Here is a 19,349-nt window from a genome sequence, read left to right as displayed (position 1 = left end):
TGGCCGCCGCGGTGGTGGCGGCGTGCACCCCCGCCGGTACGGGCGCGCGGCCCTCGCGGCTGCCGGAGGAGGGTCCGCTGCGCCCGGTGCCGGCCGGGGAGGCGGCGGCGACCGGGCGCGAGCAGCCGGAGGCTACGCGGCAGCGTCCGGGTCGCCGCCGAAACGCTCGACGTACGCCGCCAGATCGTCGTCGCTGATCTTCGCGAAGAGCACCGGCGGCACAGTGAAGGGCGTGCCCGCCGGGACCGCGTCCAGCGCGCGGGCCTGGTCGGCGGTGACCCAGCGGGCGTCATCGGCCGGCAGCGCGAAGGCGGACCGCATCGCGGCGGCCGAGGACGGGATGAACGGCTCGGAGACGACGGCGTAGAGGTGGATGAGGTTCATCGCGGTGCGCAGGGTGAGGGCGGCGCCGTCCTGGTCGGTCTTGATCTCCATCCAGGGGGCCTTCTCCTCCAGATAGGAGTTGCCCGCGCTCCACAGCGCGCGCAGCGACTGGGCCGCCTTGCGGAACTGCAGCGTCTCCATGTGGCCTTCGTACTCCGCGAGCAGCCCGGCGATCTGCTCGCCGAGCCTGGCCTCCGCGTCGCCCGCCGCCGCGCCGGCCGGCACGTCGTCGCCGAAGCGCTTGCGGGAGAAGGACAGCACCCGGTTGACGAAGTTGCCGAGGGTGTCGGCGAGGTCCTTGTTGACGCCGGCCGCGAACAGCTCCCAGGTGAAGGACGTGTCGTCGGACTCGGGCGCGTTGGCCATCAGGAAGTAGCGCCAGTAGTCGGCGGGCAGCAGGTCGAGAGCGACGTCGGTGAAGATGCCCCGGCGCTGGGAGGTGGAGAACTTGCCGCCGTAGTAGTTCAGCCAGTTGAAGGCCTTGACGAAGTCGACCTTCTTCCACGGCTCGCGGGTGCCCAGCTGGGTGGCGGGGAACATCACGGTGTGGAAGGGGACGTTGTCCTTGGCCATGAACTGCGTGTAGCGGACGGTGTCGTCGGCCTCGTACCACCACGACTGCCAGTCGCGCGACTCCCCCTCGGGGGCCGAGTCGGACCATTCCTTGGTGGAACCGATGTACTCGATCGGGGCGTCGAACCAGACATAGAAGACCTTGCCCTCCGCGGCCAGCTCCGGCCAGGTGTCGGCGGGCACCGGCACACCCCAGTCGAGATCGCGGGTGATCGCCCGGTCGTGCAGGCCTTCTGTGAGCCATTTGCGGGCGATCGAGGACGCCAGGGTCGGCCACTCGGCGCTGTTCGCGTCGATCCAGGCCTCGACCTCGGCCGCCAGCTCGGACTGGAGGAGGAAGAGGTGCTTGGTCTCCCTGACCTCCAGCGCGCTGCTTCCGCTGATCGCCGAGCGCGGTTCGATCAGGTCGGTGGGGTCGAGCACCCGGGTGCAGTTCTCGCACTGGTCGCCGCGCGCCTTGTCGTAACCGCAGTGCGGGCAGGTGCCGACGATGTAGCGGTCCGGCAGGAAGCGCTCGTCGGCCAGCGAGTAGACCTGGCGGATGGCGCGCTCCTCGATGAAGCCGTTCTCGTGCAGGCGGCGGGCGAAGCGCTGGGTGATGTCGACGTTCTGCGCGGAGGAACTGCGGCCGAAGTGGTCGAAGGACAGCGCGAATCCGTCGTAGACGGCCTTCTGCGCGTCGTGCGCCTGGGCGCAGAAGACATCAACCGGAAGTCCGGCTTCCTTTGCGGCGAGTTCCGCCGGGGTGCCGTGTTCGTCGGTGGCGCAGATGTAGAGGACATCCTGTCCGCGCTGCCGCAGATAGCGGGCGTAGACATCGGCCGGGAGCATGGACCCCACCATGTTGCCCAGGTGCTTGATCCCGTTGATATAGGGCAGGGCGGAGGTGATGAGGTGACGAGCCATTGCAGGCTGCTCCCAATTCGTAGCGCGGAGTGAGGAATTCATCTACGGACCGTCAATCGTATCGGACCGTAGCCGGGTGGCCTCCGCCGTATTCACATTCCGGACAGGTTCAGGTCAGAGGCGTCCCGAGGGTGACTCGGTGTGACTGCACGTGCACTTGCACGTGCACATGCACGTGCTCCCACCACGAGTTATCATCTCCTGTACCACACGGCACTTTTGGGGAGTGGCTGATGCGCCGGACGCACAATGGAATGCCCGCAGAGGATCTTGCGGGTGTGGTCTGGCAGAAGAGCGGACACAGCAATGCCAATGGCACCTGTGTGGAGTTCGCCGCGCTGCCCGACGGCGGCGTCGCCGTACGCAATTCGCGCTTTCCGGACGGTCCCGCCTTGATTTACACCAGGGCCGAGATCGAATCGATGATCATCGGTGTGAAGGCGGGTGAGTTCGACCACCTGATGCCGGGGCCGTGACGCCCGGGCCGGCGCGCGCTAGCGGTGCTGGCCGGCCGGTGTCACCAGGAACAGCGCCCAGACGACCTTTCCCGTACCGCTCAGCGGGTGCCATCCCCAGTTCTCGCTGAAGGAGTCCACCAGGTGCAGCCCGCGGCCGGTCTCGGCCACGAAGTCGGGGTCCTTGGTGATCGGTGCCACCCCGCTGGGGTCGCGCACCGCGCAAACTACCCGCGTAGTCCAGCGCACAAGGCTCAGCCGGACCGGCGCGCCGGGCGTGCCGACCGGCACCGCGTACCGCAGCGCGTTCGTCACCAACTCGGACGCCACCAGTTCCATGGAGTCGAGCAGCACGGACATGTCCCAGTGCTGGAGGGTGGCGCGGGTGAAGCGGCGCGCCTCGCGCACCGACTCAAGGGCGGCGGGCAGTTCGCATGTGGCGCCGTGGCCCGCCGCAAGATGCTCGGGCGCGAGCACGCCTTGCAATAACGGGTCCAGCACAGGTGCGGCCTCTGCCTTCATGCGTGCCCCCGAAGTATCTGCACGCCACCATGCTCGGGGATCGGGACCAGGGGATGCAAGAGCGTCTGCACGTGCATCTGCAAGGAATTTATGCACGTGACGATCGAGAGTGACGGGACGGGTACTGCGCGCAAGCCATTAGTGGCAGACTGCTGATGAACCAAGGGCGGAGCGTGACTTATGAGCGCAGGGCAGCCGGGAGGCGGGTCCATCGTGCGGCGGATGCTGCTCGGAGCGCAGCTGCGGAGGCTGCGTGAGTCGCGGGGGATCAGCAGGGAGGACGCCGGGTATTCCATCCGGGCCTCGGAATCGAAGATCAGCCGCATGGAGCTGGGCAGAGTCAGCTTCAAGGAGCGGGATGTCGCCGATCTGCTGACGCTGTACGGCGTCACCGAGGAGGGTGAACGGCTCGCCATGCTCGGACTCGTGAGAGAGGCAAACGCCGCAGGCTGGTGGCACGGATACGGCGAGGTGATGCCGACCTGGTTCCAGACGTACGTGGGTCTGGAGGAGTCGGCCGCGCTCATCCGCACGTTCGAGGTGCAGTTCGTGCACGGCCTGCTGCAGACGGAGGACTACATCAGGCAGGTGATCCGGCTCGGTCACCCTGAGGGAGCCGACGCCTGGGTCGAAAGACGAGTCGGCCTACGCCTGGAGCGGCAGAAGCTGCTGGTCTCGGAGCGGGCGCCGCACTTCGTCGCCGTGATGGACGAGGGTGCGCTGCGCCGCCCGTTCGGCACCCGGGAGGTCATGCGCGACCAGGTCCAGCACGTGCTGGAGGCCGCGGAGGCGCCCAACGTGGACGTCCGGATCCTGCCCTTCGCCACCGGCGGCCACGCGGCGGGCGGCGGCGCCTTCACCCTGCTGAGCTTCCCGGAGTCCGACCTGCCCGACCTGGTGTATCTGGAGCAGCTGACCGGCGCGCTCTACATCGACAAGCACGACGAGGTCGTGGAGTACGACAAGGCCATGACCGCGCTGGGGCGGCTCGCGCTGAGCCCGGCGGACTCCCTCGACTGGCTGAACGCGTTCAAGCGCGAATTGTGACTTTATGTGTATTTTCAACTGTTATTCACCCGGTCGGGTGAATAACAGTTGTTTTTACCCCCGGCCGTCTCCCCGGCGGCACCGCGGCGCCGCTACGGTTACGCAGGTCGCGCCAGGGGGACGGGGGACGAGAGTGCACGAGGAGGTCAACGGCGACCGCGGTGGCGGCGGCCAGGAGGACGGGCCCGAGTTCGGCCGCCCGCTCGGCGATGTGGTGCCGGCGCCGACGCCGTACGCCCGTACGTACCGGCTCCGTGAGGCCACTGTCGTCGAGCTGGCCGGTGAGATCGACCTCGGCAGCGCGCACGGCGTCCACCCGCACCTCGACGCGGTCGTGATGTGGCCGCTGCCGCTGCTGGTGGTCTTCGACCTCGGGCCGCTGGAGTTCATCGACTGCTTCGGCCTCGCACTGCTGGTGCGCGCCCGCCGCCGGGTGCTCGACCGCGGTGGCCGCACCGCGATGGTCTGCGCCCACCCGCAGACCCGCAAGCTGCTGGCGATGACCGGCCTGGACGCCGTCTTCCTCCCGGTGCTCACGCTGGACGAGGCGCTGCGGGCCTGAGCGCCCGCCGGCCCGCGTGCGGACGCGGTCACTCCATGCTGCTTGTGTGTCACCCAAATGTTGACGCCGTACAGTGTCTCGCTGAACAACCATCCTTCCCCGCCGCCGATGTGACCGGCGTCATACGGCAGGGCCGGGACAACTGATAAACGTTGGGGCTTCGTCGTGATGTGTGCTGGTGCCACCGGACCGAAGGTGTAAGGGAATGGGCGTTCGTGGGCGCAAGCCGGAACGTAAGCGCGGCCGCGGGATACGCAAGCACAACCGCAAGCGGTGGATCATCGCGATCTCGGTCTCGGTCGTGGTCCTGCTGGTCGGTGGTGCCGGCGCGATCTACCTCAAGCTCAACGCGAACATCGCGACGTTCGACTCCGCCGGCCTGAGCAAGAACCGCCCGGCCGAGGCCGACGCCGACGCCAACGGCAACAAGGCCGTCAACGTCCTGCTGATCGGCTCCGACACCCGCGCCGGCGACAACGGCAAGCTCGGCGGCTCCGCGTCGGGAGCGATCGGCCGCTCCGACACCACGATCCTGCTGCACGTCTACCCCGACCACAAACACGCGGTGGGCATCTCCATACCCCGCGACTCGCTGGTCGACATACCCCCCTGCCTGCTCCCGGACGGCAAGTGGTCGCTGGACCAGCCGTCGGCGATGTTCAACTCCGCCTTCTCCATGGGCAACACCGAAAAGGGCAACCCGGCCTGCACGCAGAACACCATAGAGAAGCTGTCCGGGCTGCGGGTGGACCACACCATGGTGGTCGACTTCGAGGGCTTCGCGTCCATGACCTCCGCCGTCCACGGCGTCGAGGTCTGCGTCCCGAACGACATCTACCAGGGCGACATGAACCCCAACCTCGGCCACAAGGGCAAGATCGTCCTCAAGGCCGGGATGCAGAACCTCCAGGGCCAGCAGGCGCTGGACTACGTCCGGGTCAGGCACGGCGTCGGCGACAACTCCGACGTCGGCCGCATGCTGCGGCAGCAGGCCTTCCTGTCCGCGCTGATCAGCAAGGTCAAGGGTCAGGGCATGGACCCCACGACGCTGCTGCCGCTGGCCAACGCGGCGACCAAGTCGCTCACCGTGGACCCGGGTCTGGGCAGCGCCGCGAAGCTGATGTCCTTCGGCCTGTCGCTCAAGGGCATCGACCTGAAGAACATCCAGTTCATCACCGCGCCCTGGAAGTACACCGGCGCCCGCATAGACCTGGTCCACCCCGACGTGGACGACCTGTTCGCCGAACTGCGCGCCGACCGTACCCTCCAGGGCGTCAACGCCTCCGGCAAGACCGCCGCTCCCAAGCCGTCGCCCAGCGCGACGGTGGACGGCACCGGGATCATGGTCTCGGTCTACAACGGCACCACCACGGGCGGGCTCGCCGGCAAGGCCGCGGACATGCTGAAGGCCGACAACTTCAACGTGATGAACTCGACGAACGCCAAGACCAGGGACCACACGGTCACCCGGATCGAGTACGGCACCGGCGCCGGTGCCAAGACGCAGGCGGACACGGTCGCGAAGCTCTTCCCCGGCGCGGAGCTGGTCCAGCTCGACACGAGCGGGGTCAACGTGGTGCTCGGAGCGGATTACGCGGCTGTCGCCGCGAAGGGGGGGACGGCGTCCGCGACGCCGAAGCCGCTTCCCACCGACCTCAGCAAGCAGGCGCGGTCCGCTGACGCGGACCCGTGCTCCAAGCTGTCCTACGGGTGACCGCCCGCGCTCTGGGGTGAGTGCCACGTGCGGTGGCACGCCGCACGCGCGGTGCGTCTCGGCCGGCCGCGCGGTTCCCCGCGCCCCTGACGCCTTGTCCTCTGCGCAGGAGGGTGCCCCTCAGGGGCGCGCGGAACCGCGCGCTCAGCCCCCGCCGGGGAGCAGGCGAAACGCCACCGCGGGTGGCAGCCCCTCAGGGGCGGGGCCACCCGCGATGGCGGAGGTGGTCGTCAGCCGCTCAGCTCGCCGCGGGCGAAGAGCGCTGGGGGAGCAGGGGCTTGCACGTGTTGTAGGCCTGAGCCGTCTTCGGATCGGCGGTGTCGATCCCGCCGGACATCCCCCCGCGAGGGGACCGGCTCGCCCCGGGCGACGCGGTCGGCAGCGTCACCCCGTGATCCTTGAGGCAGCTCGTGAACGCCTGGAAGGCACTGCTGTCGGCGCCGCCCCCGGCGTCCCCGCCGCGGCCGTTGAACTGCGGCCGCAGCGACGCGCAGGCCTCCGTCGCCGCCTTCGTCTTCGGGTCGGCCGACGCCCCCGCGCCGCCGCCGAAGCCGGGGAAGCCCCCGCCGCCGCTGGGCCGCCCCGAGGGCCGGCCCGAGGGGCGCCCGGTCCCGGTGCGCGGCGCGAAGCTCGGCAGCTGCACCCCGTGCTGCGACAGGCAGTCGCGATACGCCTCCATCGACCCGGAGGCGGACGCGGACGCGGCCACCGTCGCCGACCCCGACGGCTTCGCGGACGAGGAGCCCGACGCGCCCGAGGAGCACGCGGCGAGCAGGAGCACTCCCGAGGCGAGGACGGCGACGGACGCGCCGGCCCGCTGTGCGGTGGTGGGGGTCCAGGTCATGGCCGGAGTCTCCTCGGGAGCGGTGGGTCGGAGGCTGAACGGCCGCCCTACGTGTGCGCGCGGGGATGACGGTGGCCAACGCAGGGCGGCAGCCCATGACTGAACCGCACTCAGGTAGGCGCCGCCCGGGCGCCACCTGTGAGTTCCCGGGGAACAGACCGCCCACCGCCGCCCGGATCCGGCACACCCGCGCCCGACTCGCGGCGTATCACCGTGAAGAAGGGCTTTGCACTCCCAGGAAACCCGCAGTTTCCTCCCAGGGCTTCAAAGGCGTGGGACGCGAGGATGCGGGCCATGAAGGTGCTCCCACGGCGGCGCAGGGCCGCCCTGATCAACTCGGTGCTCGGCGTGGTCGTCCTCGCGGGCGCCGGCGGCGCCTACGCGGCCGTGCACGACGACGGCAGCACGTCCGGCGGCACCGGCACGGCCCGGGTGGCGACCGTCACCAAGGGCACGGTGCTGGCCACGGTCTCCGGCTCCGGCACGCTCGCCTCCCCGAGCGACGCGGGGCTGAACTTCACCACCGGCGGCACGCTCACCCAGGTGAAGGTCAAGCCGGGTGACAAGGTCAAGAAGGGCCAGGTGCTGGCCAAGGTCGACGCCACCGACGCGAAGGCGACGCTCCAGCAGGACCAGGCCTCGCTGACCGCGGCCGAGGCGAATCTGACGAAGGCCGAGGCGGGCGAACTCCCGGCCTCCACCGGCAGTTCCGGCTCCTCCGGCCGCGACTCCACGCCCACCCCGTCGCCGACCCCGACCGTCGATGCCGCCCAACTCGCGCAGGCCCAAGCTCAGTTGACGCAGGCGCAGAACGCCGTGGACGCGGCTCAGCGCGCGGTCGACGGCACCACGCTCAAGGCCCCGGTGGCCGGCACGGTGGCCTCGGTGGCCGCGGCCAAGGGCGAGTCGGTGTCGGGCACGGGCGGCAGCAGTTCGGGCTCGGGTTCCGGCTCGGGTTCCGGCTCGGGCAGCAGCTCCGGCTCCGCGTCGTCCGGTTCCACGTCCTCCAGCGGTTCGCTCAGCGGCTTCATCGTGCTGACCAACCCGGCCGGCATGCAGGTGACCGCGGACTTCTCCGAGGCCGACTCGCTCAAGGTCAAGCCCGGCCAGGCCGCGACCGTCACGCTGAACGCCGAGTCCGGCACCGTCCTGGACGCCAAGGTGCTGTCGGTCAGTTCGCTCCCGGTGAGCAGCAGTTCGAGTTCGGGCTCCGGCTCCTCGGGCAGCGCCGTGCAGTACGCGGCCACGCTCCAGATCACCAGTGACACCTCGAACCTGCGGACCGGCCTGAGCGCCAGCATCCAGGTCACCACCGGCTCGGCCGGCGACGCGCTCAGCGTGCCGACCGCCGCGGTGACCGGCACCGGCGCCAACCGCTCGGTCCTGGTCGTCAACGCCGACGGGTCCACCACCCGTACCGCCGTGACGGTCGGTGTCGAGGGCGACAGCACCGACCAGATCAGCAGCGGCCTGACCGAGGGCCAGCAGGTGCAGATCCCGACGGTCGCCTCGACCGGCAGCAACGGCTTCCCGAGCGGCGCCTTCCCCGGCGGCCTCGGCGGCGGCACCGGCCGCTTCGGCGCGGCAGCCGGCGGCGCGGGCGGCAGCCTTCGCGGCGCCGGCGGCGGTGGCCGCGGATGAGGCTCGGCCTGGGCAGGACCGGCGCCCACCGCAGGGACACGGAAGAGGAGCCGCCGCAGGACAACGGCCCCTGGGGACCGCCACCGGTCATCGAGGTGCGCTCGCTGCTCAAGACGTACGGCCACGGCGACGCGACCGTACGCGCCCTGGGCGGCCCGCCCGACCCGGCGACCGGTGTGTCGCCCGGCGTCGACCTGCTGGTCGAACAGGGCGACATGGTCGCGGTGATGGGCAGCTCGGGGTCAGGCAAGTCCACCCTGATGAACATCCTCGGCTGCCTCGACGTGCCGACCTCCGGGCGCTACCTGCTGGACGGCATCGACGTCGGCGGCCTCGACGAGCACCAGCTCTCCCTGGTGCGCAACCGCAAGATCGGCTTCGTGTTCCAGTCGTTCAACCTGGTGCCGCGCACCCCCGCGCTCGCGCAGGTCGAACTCCCGCTCGCCTACGCGGGGGTGAGGACCGCCGAGCGGCGGCGGCGCGCGCTGGCCGCACTCGCCCTGGTCGGCCTCGCCGACCGGGTCGACCACCGGCCCAACGAACTGTCCGGTGGGCAGCAGCAGCGGGTCGCGGTGGCCAGGGCGCTGGTCACCGCGCCCGCGATGCTGCTCGCCGACGAGCCGACCGGCAACCTGGACAGCCACAGCACGGAGGAAGTGCTCTCGATCGTGGACCGGCTCAACGCGTCGGGGCGCACCGTCGTCCTGATCACCCACGAGGACGAGGTCGCCCGGCACGCCAAGCGCGTCGTGCGGCTGGTCGACGGGCAGGTGGTCACCGACGTACGGCAGGCGCCGGTGGACGGGCCGCCGCCCGCGCTGCGCGACCCCGCGGTCTTCGCCTCGCACTCCCCGCAGGCCCAGGCGCAGGCGCTCAGCAGGGCCGGGGGTGCGTCCCGGTGAACCCCTTCGAGACGCTGCGCTTCGCGGTCGGCGGCCTGGCCGCCAACAAGGTGCGCTCCGCGCTGACCATGCTGGGCGTACTGATCGGCGTCGCCGCCGTGATCATCCTGCTGGCGGTCGGCAACGGCTCCTCGCAGTCGGTCAAGGACTCCATCGAGAAGCTCGGCACCAACTCGCTCACCGTCTCCTCGGGTTCCGGCAGCGGCTTCGGCGGCGGCGCGGGCGGCGGGCGCGGCGGCAGCAGCGCGACCAGCACCAAACCGCTGACCGTGGACGACGCCCGCGCGCTGGCCGACCCGGCGTCCGCGCCGCACATCAAGTCGGTCGCCCCCGAGGTCACCACCTCGCAGACCGCGATCTACGAGGGCACCTCGCACACCGTCAGCCAGGTCGTCGGCACCTACCCGGCGTACTTCGAGGCGTCCAACAGCAAGGTGGACAAGGGCGACTACTTCTCCGCCGACGATGTGCTCAACTCCCGCAAGGTGGCGGTGATCGGCTCGACCACCGCCACCGACCTGTTCGGCACGGCGAGCCCGGTCGGCAAGAAGGTCGTCATCGGCGGCACCCCCTTCACGGTGGTCGGTGTGCTGGCCACCAAGGGCGGCACCGGCTTCCAGGACCCGGACGACACGGTGGTCGCCCCGCTGCCGACCGTGCAGAACGCCTTCACCGGCTTCGGCCCGGTCAGCCAGATCCTGGTCCAGGCGGAGTCCGCGGGCGCCACGACCCCCGCGCAGAACGAGATCACCACCGTGCTGATGGGCACCCACGGCATCAAGGACGCCAGCGCGCTGGACTTCCGGGTCAGCAGCCAGGAGTCACTGCTGAGCACCCAGTCCGACACCAACAAGACCTTCACGGTGCTGCTCGGCGCGGTCGCCGCGATCTCGCTGCTGGTCGGCGGGATCGGCATCACCAACATCATGCTGGTGACCGTGACCGAGCGGACCCGGGAGATCGGCATCCGCAAGGCGATCGGCGCGCCCAAGGGCGTCATCCTCGGGCAGTTCCTGGCCGAGTCGACGCTGCTGTCGCTGATCGGCGGCGGCCTGGGGGTCGTCGCGGGGCTGATCGGCTCGCACTTCAGGATCGTCGGCATCACACCGGTCGTCATACCGGCGTCGGTGTGGGGCGCCTTCGCCATCGCCGTGGCCATCGGCCTGTTCTTCGGCAGCTACCCGGCCAACCGGGCGGCGAGCCTGCGGCCCATCGAGGCCCTGCGGCACGAGTGACAGCACTGAGCCTTCACCGGGCTGCACAGACAGACAAGGCTGCACAGACAGACGAGAGGGAGAAGCCGAGATGGCGCGACGCCGTTCCGAGCTGGTCAGGACGGACGACTCCGGCACGGATCTGCTGCCGCTCGTCCCGGAGGAGGGCACCGGCGGGATCGAGATCCGGCGCGGTTCCGAAGTGATCGAGGGCGGCCACGGCGGGCCGCCCGCGCAGAGCCCCGAGGACGTACTGGCCGAGCCGCCGGACGCCCGTGACATCTCCGCCGAGCTGGCCGCGCCGCCGCGCCGCAAACTGCCGTGGCTGACGCTGCTGCTGTCGGCCGGGGTCGTCGCGGCGGCCGCCTTCACGGGCGGCGCGCTGGTCGAGAAGCACCACCTGAACGGCACGGCGTCCGCCCGCAACCCCTTCTCGTCCTTCACCGGGGCCCGGGGCGGTACGGGCACGGGTACGGGCGCGAGCGCGGGTACGGGTACGGGTACGGGTACGGCTGCCGGCCGCGGCTTCGGTGGCGCGGGCGGTACGGGGGCCGGGGCGGCGGGCGGTACGGGTGCGGGCGCGGCCGGCGGGCTGACGTTCGGCACCGTCAAGCTGGTCGACGGCAGCACGATCTACGTCACCGACGCCCAGGGCACCATCGTCAAGGTCACCACCGGCGGCTCCACCAAGGTCACCGAGTCCAAGGACGGCAAGGTCTCCGACCTCAAGCCCGGCCAGACCGTGACCGTACGCGGCAGCAAGGGCGCGTCCGGCGACATCGCCGCCACCACCGTCACCGAGGGCGCCACCCTGCCGACCGGCTTCGGCGGCTTCGGGGCCGGCGCCGGGGGCGGCACCGGCGGCAACTGAGCGGTCCGTTCACAGCTCCGAGGCGTACGGTGCCGCCGACAGCGCGTCGCGGCACCGTACGACCGCACAACCGGGCCAGGAGGTCGCCGCATGGACACGCCCGAGGCCAGCCTGCTGGTGGTGGACGACGAACCGAACATCAGGGAGCTGCTCTCGGCGTCGCTGCGCTTCGTCGGCTTCAAGGTCGTCTCCGCCGCGACCGGCGCCGACGCGCTGGCCGCGGTCGCCCGGGAGCGGCCCGACCTCGTCGTCCTCGACGTGATGCTGCCCGACATGACCGGCTTCGCGGTGGTCAAGCGGCTGCGCGAGGAGACGGGGCCGTACGGCCCGCGGTCCGGCGCGGGCGGCGACGACCGGCTGCCGGTGCTCTTCCTCACCGCCAAGGACGGCGTCGAGGACAAGATCAGCGGCCTGACGGCGGGCGGCGACGACTATGTGACCAAGCCGTTCAGCCTGGAGGAGCTGATCGCCCGTATCCGGGCGATCCTGCGCCGCACCGGCGGCGGCAGCGACGACGGGCGGCTGGTGGCCGGCGACCTGGAGCTGGACACCGTCGGCCACCAGGTGCTGCGCGCCGGCCGGCCCGTCTCGCTGTCCCCCACCGAGTTCAAGCTGCTCGCCTACCTGATGGCCAACGCCGACCGGGTCGTCTCCAAACTGCAGATCCTCGACCACGTGTGGGCGTACGACTTCGGCGGCGACCTGAGCATCGTCGAGTCGTACATCTCGTACGTGCGGCGCAAGGTCGACTCCGGCGCGGACGGGGCGGCGAAGCTCATCCACACGGTGCGCGGGGTCGGCTATGTGCTGCGCCGCCCGGTGCAGGCGCACGGCTGACATGCGCGCCCGCGCCTTCCTGCCTGCCTCCCGTCCTTCCTCCCGTCCTGCCTTCTGTGCCACCTCCTTCCGTCCCTCTCTCCGTCCTTCCGCGCTGTCGCTGCGCTCGCGGCTGGTGCTGCTGTCGCTGGTGCTGGTGCTGCTGGGCCTCGCGGTCAGCGACACCGTCGTGCTGGGCTCCGTGCGCAGCCAGCTGGTCCAGCGGGTCGACCAGCAGCTGGAGCGCTACGGCGGCCCGCTGGCCCAGCGGCTCGGCACCGAGGGGATCCCGGCGCCGCGCAACGTACGCCCGGGCAGCGTGCGGCCGTGGCTGCCGAGCCAGTTCGTGGTGGCCTTCGCCGCGGCCGACGGGCACGTCTCGGACCAGTTCCGGCTGCCGGTCGCGGCCGGCGACCCGCGCCCGCTGTGGCCCGCCATGGACGCGGCGGCGCTGACCGCCCACCTGGGCGCCCCCTTCGACGTGGCCAGCGACCACGGCGGCGGACGCTGGCGGGTGCTGATCGTGCCGGTGACCGGGACGTCGGCGAACCGCTCGCTGCCCGCGGGAGTGGTCGTCGCGGCCTCGCTGGACGAGGTGTCCTCGACCACCGACCGGCTCAGCACCGCCTTCCTGCTGATCGGCGGGGTGGTCGTGGCGCTGCTCGGGGTGGCGGGCTGGTTCGCGGTACGGGCCGGGCTGCGTCCGCTGCGGCAGATCGAGGCGACCGCCGTGGAGATTGCGGCGGGCCGGCCGCTGTCGCACCGGATGCCGGCCGCCTCACCGCGGACCGAGGCCGGCCGGCTCTCCTTCGCGCTCAACGGCATGCTGGCCCAGATCGAGTCGGCCTTCGCCGTACGCGCCGAGTCCGAGGACCAGATGCGGCGCTTCGTCGCCGACGCCAGCCACGAGCTGCGCACCCCGCTGGCCGGCATCCGCGGCTTCGCCGAGCTGTACCGGATGGGCGCGCTGCCCGACGAGGCCGACGTCAAGCGGACCATGGCCCGGATCGAGAGCGAGGCCGTACGCCTCGGCGGCCTGGTGGAGGACCTGCTCACCCTGGTCCGTACCGAGGAACTGCGCCCGGTGCAGCTGGCCCCGATGGACCTGCGCACCCTCGCGGTGGACGCGCTGCACGACACGACCGCGCTCGACCCGACCCGCTCGGTCACCCTGACCGGACCCGGGTCCGGGCCGCCCGCCCCGGCCCCCGTACTCGGCGACGAGGCCCGGCTGCGCCAGGTCGTCACCAACCTGGTCGGCAACGCCGTCGCCCACACCCCGCCCGGCACCCCCGTCCGCATCGGCGTCGGCACCCGCGACGGCCACGGCATCCTGGAGGTCGCCGACACCGGCCCCGGCCTGACCCCGGCGCAGGCCGCCCGCGTCTTCGAGCGCTTCTACCGCACCGACGCCTCCCGCACCCGCACCGCCGGCGGCGGCGCGGGCCTCGGCCTGTCCATCGCCGCCGCCCTGATCACCGCCCACGGCGGCCACGTCGAACTCGACACCTCCCCGGGCCGCGGCGCCACCTTCCGCATCCGCCTCCCCTCCGCACCGGAGGCTCAGCAGCATCTTTGACGGCGTCCGGGCGGCGGGAACGGGCGGCCCGGCGGCCGGAAGGATACTCAGCGACGCGAGCGGCAGTCCGGCACCTCGGTCGGTGCCGCGAGCCTCGCCGTCGGTCCGGAGTCGGCCCGAGCTGAACCTCAATTGAGGCAGGTCGGGGCGGAGCGAAACCGGCTCAAAGTGCCGCTACTCTCCACCGTCCACGCTGCCGGGATCGAGATCATGTACCCACGCCTGCGCCGCGGCGAGATCGGGAGCAGTGCCGACTGGTTCGTACGCGAAACCGGTCCACTCCTCCAGCTCCCCGTGGGACAGGCCGGTCGCGGCGATCCACAGGGCGAGGTGCGGGTTTTGGTCCTACTGGCCACCGGCGCTCGTTCTCCCCGGCCTGATGTCACGGAGTGTGGCTGTTCCACAACGGTTCGCGACGCCTACGCTACTGGCCAGTGCCTGTGCGGTGGGCAGATTCTGATCAGACGGGCGCCGTCCGGCTACCCGCCTGATGTGAGGGAAGGGGTTTTTCGCATGGCGACACATGCGCCCGAGGCTCTGTGGGCGATGCGGCTGGTCACTGACCGGCTGCCGGTGGGTCCGCCGTCGTACGCGACAGTGACGCTGGACGAGGTTACGCAGACCGCCCGCTACACCGGCGCCGATGGCCAGTTGGTGGAGTTGGGCAAACATGGGACCAACAAGATCGTGGGCACCGCATCGGTGTCCGGTGGCGGCGACGGGCAGAACCCGCAACCGCAGACCCAGGACGACAACACCACCGACTACGAGTCGGACTGACCAGTGCCTCCCCTCGTGCTGGTCGTCACGTCCCTGGAGGACGTCACCGCCGACCTGGTCATCACCGCGCTGAACGAGCGCGAGGTGGCTGTCGCCCGCGTGGACCCGGCCGACATCGGTCCTGACCTGACCTTCGGCGCCCGCATCGGCGCCGGGGCGCTGGTATGGGGCGGGCTGCTGCGTACGGCAAGCCGCGAGGTGGAGCTGGGGGAGGTGGCGGCGGTTTACTACCGCCGCCCCACCCCGTACTCGGCCAGGTTCGCCCACCTGCCCGCCCAGCAGCGCGACTTCGCCACCGCCGAGTCCCGGCACGGCCTTGGCGGCGTCCTGCACAACCTGCACGGCGTGCGGTATGTGAACCACCCGGCCGCTGTCAGCCGCGCGGACTTCAAGCCCGCCCAACTGCGTCGCTTCGCCGAACTCGGTCTCACCATCCCAGCGACGCTGGTCACCAACGACGCCGAGCAGGCGCGCCAGTTCGCCGCTGAGCACGACCGCATCATCTACAAGCCGTTCCGCGGCCTACCCGCAGGTGATGACGGGCACGCCGGAGCGATCTGGGCCCAGCGCGTCGATCCGGAGACCTTCGACGACTCGCTCACTGTGATGCCGCACTTGTTCCAGGCCGAGATTCCCAAGACCAGTGACGCACGGGTCACTGTGGTCGGGCGGCAGGTGTTCGCCAGTCGGGTCGAGGCACTGGACGGTGCTCTGGACTGGCGCCGCGGCGACTGGAACAAGCTCATCCACACACCCGTCAGCGTTCCGGCCCCGATCGAGGCCGCGCTGCACAGCTACCTGGCCTCGTTCGGATTGGCCTTCGGCTGCTTCGACTTCGCCCTCACAAGCGACGAAGGCCTGCCCGAATCCTGGACGGCCATCGAGTGCAATCCGAACGGGCAATGGGGCTGGCTGCCCGAAGCCCCGGCCATCACGGAAGCGTTCGCCGACATCCTGAGCAGAGAGCAGGCGGCACCCCATGACCATGCCCCCCGGCCTTGAGGCCGACGCGACCCGCCTGCGCGAGGCCATGACGAAGGCTCTCACCACGGATGGCGTTCTCGCCCATCCCGCTTGGCGGCGGGCGGTCGAGACGGTACCTCGTCACCGGTTCGTGCCCGGCTTCTACCTGCCCGCAGGCGAGCGCGACGGACAGGGGATGACCGTGTGGGAGCCCGTCACTGCCGAACTCGACTACGGCCGGTGGCTGGCCGCCGCATACTCCGACACCACGCTGATCACGCAGTTCGACGGCGACGAAGTGGACTGGAAGCAACCGGGCATCCGGCACGGCGGGGCCCCGACCTCATCGTCCACCCTGCCGTCGCTCGTGCTGCGGATGTGGGCGGACGCGGATGTCACTGAAGGGCACACGGTGCTGGAGATCGGCACCGGGTCCGGCTACTCCACCGCGCTGGCGTGTGAAAACCTGGGTTCCGCCAACCTCACCAGCATCGAGGTGGACCCGCACCGCTTGGAGACGGCGGCGAACGCATTGTTCGGCCTGGGCTACGCCCCTACGCTCGCGGTCGCCGACGGGCTGTACGGGTATTGGCCCAAGGCGCACTTCGACCGGATCGTGGCCGCGTGCTCCTTCCGCGCCGTCCCTCCGGCCCTCATCTCCCAGACCCGGCCTGGAGGGAAGATCCTGCTCACCCTCAGCGGCTGGCTCTACGGGTACGCCCGCGTCCTGCTGTCCGTCGGGGGAGACGGCACCGCCGAAGGCCAACTGCTGAGCGGCACCGTCTCCTTCATGTCCGCGCGGACGCACGCCGCTCCGGCGTTCGGGAACCCCGCACACTGGGCCGCCGGCCTCCCCGAGACCGGCCACCCAGCGCAGCACAGCCCGGAACGGATCACCGCTGCCACAGAGGAAGGCTTCCATCTGCGGTTCCTCGCCCAAAGCGCCGTACCAGAAGCACAGATGACCACGATCGGCGAGGTGGTGCACCTCATCGACGTCATTACCGGATCCGCCGCCACCCTCACCCCGGGTGACGGCACATGGCAGGTGAGACAAGGAGGCCCGGTCAAGCTGTGGGACCGCATTGAGACGGTCCTGAGTGCCTACGACGCGGCGGGTCGACCGGGGCCGGAGACATTTCGGCTGCACATCTATGGCGGCGGGCAGCACCTGCGCCACCCGCAGATGCCCGGCCTCCCTCTGCCGAGGCCCTGAGCAGGGCCGTACGCGTCAGAAGCCAGCTAGGCACTCATGTGACAGAAGTGAGCATCTTCCAGCTGACTTGCTGGATCCCCCTCATGGCTGACGGCGGTGAGCCGGTCGCCGCTGAGCAGCAGATTGCCCGGCTGGAGGTCGGAGTGCAGCCAGACCGGGGCGGTGCTCCCGTCCGCAACCAACCGCCGCACCATCCCGACCGAGGGCCGCACTCCATTCATCCCGCCAGTTTCCCGCACGTCCCCCCGCGTGCGCCGGGAGCAGCCCCGGGCGACGTTCTCGGGGGCGGAAGCGTGTCCCGGCCACTGCCGGCAGGTATCCCCCGGGCGGGCGGCCCAGGGGAAGCCCGGGGTCAGACCGTGGCAGCGAGCACCGGGGCTGCGGGCTGAGCGCTCTTGCGAGGTGCCGGGATCCGCCGTTCCAGGGCGACCACCACGGTGGCGTGGAATCGGTCCACAGCCTCATCGACGCTGCGGATGAAGCCGCTCTCCGCACTGCCGCGCGTACCGCCCATGCCCTTGAACAGCGACAGCCGGAAACCGGTGATCCGCGCGCCGTCCCGCGGCAGCAGATCGGCGGGCTCCGGCCGCAGCCGCTCCAGCGTCCCGCGCGGGCCGTTGCCCTGGCCGTCGGTGAGGGTCTCGACATGGATGTCCGCCGGGGCGTCGGCGAGCTGCCGCATCAGCCGTTTCACCCACGTCAGCGGCTGGCCGTGGTCCGGGGCCGGCACTTCGATGGACGTACGCAGCCGTCCGGTGCGCAGATCCGCGGTCAGTGCGAGCACGCCGGCGACATCCTGGATGCGCAGCTCGGCCTGCAGCCTGCCGTCCCGGCACAGCCGGTCGGCCTGCGCCACCCGGCGGGACTGCGGGTCGGTGCCGCGTTTGACCCGCTGCACCGGCAGCACCTTCTGGCCCAGTTCACCTCCGAGCCGCAGGCACACCTGGCGGATCAGCCGCTCCCAGCTGGCCACCACCTCGACGGCGCGCGGGTCGCCCTCGCTCAGCGTCTCCTCGTCGATGCCCTTGCGCACCGGCACCCAGGCGGGCCCCATGTTCTGGAAGCCGTGGCAGCCGGAGTTGTCGTGCTGCAAGTAGCACAGCAACTCCTGCAGCAGCCACGCGTGCGCCGCGTTCCCCACGCCCTCGTGCCTGATCAGCATCTGCGCCTGATGGGCGACCTCCGCCCAGGACAGATGCCACAGCGCGACCTTGTGCTTGCGGCGGCCGTCGATCCGTACGTCCACCAGGGGGCTGCCCTCCAGTGCCACGTCGTTGGAGAGCGTCACCACCGCCTCGTAACCGCGCCGGGCGGCGATGTCCATGTAGTCCTGCACCTGGGCGGGCCGCAGGGCATTGCCGTTGGTCTTCGTCTCGACCAGGGCGGTCCACAGCTTGCCCGCCCGCTCGACCCGGATCAGACCGTCCGGGCGCCGCGGGGTCTCCCCGTGCGGCAGCGACACCTCGGTGAACGTCTCCATCCGCCCGGCCGGCGCGCCGAAGCCGGCGGTCAGCCGGCGGCCGTACTCCGGCACCTGGGCCATGACCGCCAGCAGGACGGACGTCGCGCGCATCTCCCGCTCGTGGTCGCTCTTGAGCGAGCCGCACGGGAAGAGCCGGGCGTGGCGCCAGGAGTCGTTCTCGGCGAGTGATTTGCGGGCCACGGCAGGCAGGGTGACCTTCTTCCGCGCGGTGCGCGGCCGTTTCGGCGCTGCGGGCGCTGCCGGCGCGGGGACGCTCACCGCGACCGCCTCCGGGGCGACCGCCGCGGTCTCGCCCTGTGCCGCCTCCTCGCCGGATTCGTCGGCGTCCTCGGCGTCCTCCGCGTCGTCCACGTCGATGCCGAAATCCGTGGCCAGTCCGGCGAGCCCGGTGTCGTAGCCCTGTCCGACCGCCCGGAACTTCCAGCCGCCGTCCCGCCGGTACAGCTCACCGAAGATAACCGCCCGCATGTCGCCGAGACCGTCGGCCGCGAACACCAGCAGCTCCTCGCCGTCCCGGTCGGCCAGAGTCAGCCGCAGATCCTCCAGATCGCCGAACCCGGCCCCGCCGTAACGGCTCGCCGCCAGCACGATCCGCTCGACATCGGCCGGCGTCGCCGTCAGATCGAGCCCGATCCGGTCCTCGCTGCCGTTGGCCGTGGGCGTCTTGCCCAGCAGCTGCACACTTCCGTCGTCGGCGGCGGGGCGGTTGTAGAAGTAGAAGTCCCCGTCCCCGCGTACTTTTCCGTCCGCTCCGAGCAGCAGCACGGACACATCCGCGTCCCCGCCACCGCTGGCGCTGCTCCACCCCAATCGTGCGACGACCGCCCCGGCCTCGCCGCTCAGTTCCGCAAGGCCGACATTGCTCCCCTTGGCCATT

General features: G+C 71.0%; 17 protein-coding genes. 13 read left to right on the top strand and 4 right to left on the bottom strand.

Going from position 1 to position 19,349, the window contains the following annotated elements; translation table 11 throughout:
- Positions 1 to 132: 132 nt before the first annotated feature.
- On the bottom strand, positions 133 to 1,863 hold the full coding sequence (gene metG, locus OHA86_RS18170; protein WP_329176679.1) for a methionine--tRNA ligase: 1,731 nt from the start codon (positions 1,861 to 1,863) through the stop codon (positions 133 to 135).
- Between the two features lie 233 nt (positions 1,864 to 2,096).
- Between metG and OHA86_RS18165 the strand changes: the two genes are divergently transcribed.
- Complete coding sequence (locus OHA86_RS18165) at positions 2,097 to 2,339, top strand: DUF397 domain-containing protein (RefSeq protein WP_329176678.1); 243 nt, start codon at positions 2,097 to 2,099, stop codon at positions 2,337 to 2,339.
- Positions 2,340 to 2,357: 18 nt separating this feature from the next.
- On the opposite strand, the gene OHA86_RS18160 is transcribed toward OHA86_RS18165, so the two are convergent.
- Positions 2,358 to 2,840 (bottom strand): ATP-binding protein, encoded by a 483-nt coding sequence (locus OHA86_RS18160; protein ID WP_329176677.1) that lies wholly within the window; start codon positions 2,838 to 2,840, stop codon positions 2,358 to 2,360.
- 180 nt (positions 2,841 to 3,020) lie between these two features.
- Here OHA86_RS18160 and OHA86_RS18155 point away from each other — a divergent pair, with 180 nt between their 5' ends.
- The 3 genes from OHA86_RS18155 (at position 3,021) to OHA86_RS18145 (ending at position 6,163) form a co-directional block, all read left to right on the top strand.
- A complete protein-coding gene (locus OHA86_RS18155; RefSeq protein WP_329176676.1) occupies positions 3,021 to 3,887 on the top strand; it encodes a helix-turn-helix domain-containing protein in 867 nt (288 codons plus the stop codon).
- Between the two features lie 133 nt (positions 3,888 to 4,020).
- Entirely contained in the window at positions 4,021 to 4,449 is a 429-nt protein-coding gene (locus OHA86_RS18150) for an anti-sigma factor antagonist (protein ID WP_329176675.1), read from the top strand.
- Between the two features lie 205 nt (positions 4,450 to 4,654).
- Positions 4,655 to 6,163 (top strand): LCP family protein, encoded by a 1,509-nt coding sequence (locus tag OHA86_RS18145; protein ID WP_329176673.1) that lies wholly within the window; start codon positions 4,655 to 4,657, stop codon positions 6,161 to 6,163.
- A gap of 238 nt (positions 6,164 to 6,401) precedes the next feature.
- Here OHA86_RS18145 and OHA86_RS18140 read toward each other — a convergent pair whose 3' ends face one another.
- Entirely contained in the window at positions 6,402 to 7,007 is a 606-nt protein-coding gene (locus OHA86_RS18140; RefSeq protein WP_329176671.1) for a hypothetical protein, read from the bottom strand.
- 294 nt (positions 7,008 to 7,301) lie between these two features.
- Here OHA86_RS18140 and OHA86_RS18135 point away from each other — a divergent pair, with 294 nt between their 5' ends.
- From OHA86_RS18135 to tgmC, 9 genes are all read left to right on the top strand, one after another.
- Entirely contained in the window at positions 7,302 to 8,648 is a 1,347-nt protein-coding gene (locus OHA86_RS18135) for an efflux RND transporter periplasmic adaptor subunit (RefSeq protein ID WP_329176670.1), read from the top strand.
- Complete coding sequence (locus OHA86_RS18130; RefSeq protein ID WP_329176668.1) at positions 8,645 to 9,550, top strand: ABC transporter ATP-binding protein; 906 nt, start codon at positions 8,645 to 8,647, stop codon at positions 9,548 to 9,550. The genes OHA86_RS18135 and OHA86_RS18130 overlap by 4 nt, the downstream gene beginning before the upstream one ends.
- Complete coding sequence (locus tag OHA86_RS18125; protein WP_329176666.1) at positions 9,547 to 10,785, top strand: ABC transporter permease; 1,239 nt, start codon at positions 9,547 to 9,549, stop codon at positions 10,783 to 10,785. The genes OHA86_RS18130 and OHA86_RS18125 overlap by 4 nt, the downstream gene beginning before the upstream one ends.
- A 70-nt stretch (positions 10,786 to 10,855) precedes the next feature.
- On the top strand, positions 10,856 to 11,635 hold the full coding sequence (locus OHA86_RS18120; protein ID WP_329176665.1) for a hypothetical protein: 780 nt from the start codon (positions 10,856 to 10,858) through the stop codon (positions 11,633 to 11,635).
- A 90-nt stretch (positions 11,636 to 11,725) separates the two neighbouring features.
- Positions 11,726 to 12,472 carry a response regulator transcription factor gene (locus tag OHA86_RS18115; RefSeq protein ID WP_329176664.1) on the top strand — a complete coding sequence of 249 codons (747 nt, stop codon included), beginning with the start codon at positions 11,726 to 11,728 and terminating at the stop codon, positions 12,470 to 12,472.
- Between the two features lie 115 nt (positions 12,473 to 12,587).
- Entirely contained in the window at positions 12,588 to 14,030 is a 1,443-nt protein-coding gene (locus OHA86_RS18110) for a sensor histidine kinase (protein ID WP_329176662.1), read from the top strand.
- A 513-nt stretch (positions 14,031 to 14,543) separates the two neighbouring features.
- Positions 14,544 to 14,810: a putative ATP-grasp-modified RiPP gene (locus OHA86_RS18105; protein ID WP_329176661.1), complete on the top strand. Its 267-nt coding sequence runs from the start codon at positions 14,544 to 14,546 to the stop codon at positions 14,808 to 14,810.
- 3 nt (positions 14,811 to 14,813) lie between these two features.
- Complete coding sequence (gene tgmB, locus OHA86_RS18100) at positions 14,814 to 15,812, top strand: ATP-grasp ribosomal peptide maturase (RefSeq protein ID WP_329176660.1); 999 nt, start codon at positions 14,814 to 14,816, stop codon at positions 15,810 to 15,812.
- Entirely contained in the window at positions 15,790 to 16,989 is a 1,200-nt protein-coding gene (gene tgmC / locus OHA86_RS18095) for an ATP-grasp peptide maturase system methyltransferase (protein WP_329176659.1), read from the top strand. Before tgmB ends, tgmC begins: the two co-directional genes overlap by 23 nt.
- 352 nt (positions 16,990 to 17,341) lie before the next feature.
- On the opposite strand, the gene OHA86_RS18090 is transcribed toward tgmC, so the two are convergent.
- Positions 17,342 to 19,348, bottom strand: a complete 2,007-nt coding sequence (locus OHA86_RS18090; RefSeq protein ID WP_329182455.1) for a TerD family protein — start codon at positions 19,346 to 19,348, stop codon at positions 17,342 to 17,344.
- Position 19,349: the final 1 nt, after the last annotated feature.

Source organism: Streptomyces sp. NBC_01477 (assembly GCF_036227245.1).
Taxonomy (GTDB): domain Bacteria; phylum Actinomycetota; class Actinomycetes; order Streptomycetales; family Streptomycetaceae; genus Actinacidiphila.
Note: the sequence above shows the minus strand (reverse complement) of the source record. Positions and strands in the feature narration are given on the sequence as shown.

Bases quoted from the DNA above. Each gene is read 5' to 3' on its own strand.
- OHA86_RS18135 (WP_329176670.1), top strand. From the start codon at position 7,302: ATGAAGGTGCTCCCACGGCGGCGCAGGGCCGCCCTGATCAACTCGGTG.
- OHA86_RS18105 (WP_329176661.1), top strand. From the start codon at position 14,544: ATGGCGACACATGCGCCCGAGGCTCTGTGGGCGATGCGGCTGGTCACT.
- OHA86_RS18165 (WP_329176678.1), top strand. From the start codon at position 2,097: ATGCGCCGGACGCACAATGGAATGCCCGCAGAGGATCTTGCGGGTGTG.
- OHA86_RS18115 (WP_329176664.1), top strand. From the start codon at position 11,726: ATGGACACGCCCGAGGCCAGCCTGCTGGTGGTGGACGACGAACCGAAC.
- OHA86_RS18140 (WP_329176671.1), bottom strand. From the start codon at position 7,007: ATGACCTGGACCCCCACCACCGCACAGCGGGCCGGCGCGTCCGTCGCC.
- OHA86_RS18130 (WP_329176668.1), top strand. From the start codon at position 8,645: ATGAGGCTCGGCCTGGGCAGGACCGGCGCCCACCGCAGGGACACGGAA.
- tgmC (WP_329176659.1), top strand. From the start codon at position 15,790: ATGACCATGCCCCCCGGCCTTGAGGCCGACGCGACCCGCCTGCGCGAG.
- OHA86_RS18155 (WP_329176676.1), top strand. From the start codon at position 3,021: ATGAGCGCAGGGCAGCCGGGAGGCGGGTCCATCGTGCGGCGGATGCTG.
- OHA86_RS18120 (WP_329176665.1), top strand. From the start codon at position 10,856: ATGGCGCGACGCCGTTCCGAGCTGGTCAGGACGGACGACTCCGGCACG.
- OHA86_RS18145 (WP_329176673.1), top strand. From the start codon at position 4,655: ATGGGCGTTCGTGGGCGCAAGCCGGAACGTAAGCGCGGCCGCGGGATA.
- OHA86_RS18160 (WP_329176677.1), bottom strand. From the start codon at position 2,840: ATGAAGGCAGAGGCCGCACCTGTGCTGGACCCGTTATTGCAAGGCGTG.
- OHA86_RS18090 (WP_329182455.1), bottom strand. From the start codon at position 19,348: ATGGCCAAGGGGAGCAATGTCGGCCTTGCGGAACTGAGCGGCGAGGCC.
- metG (WP_329176679.1), bottom strand. From the start codon at position 1,863: ATGGCTCGTCACCTCATCACCTCCGCCCTGCCCTATATCAACGGGATC.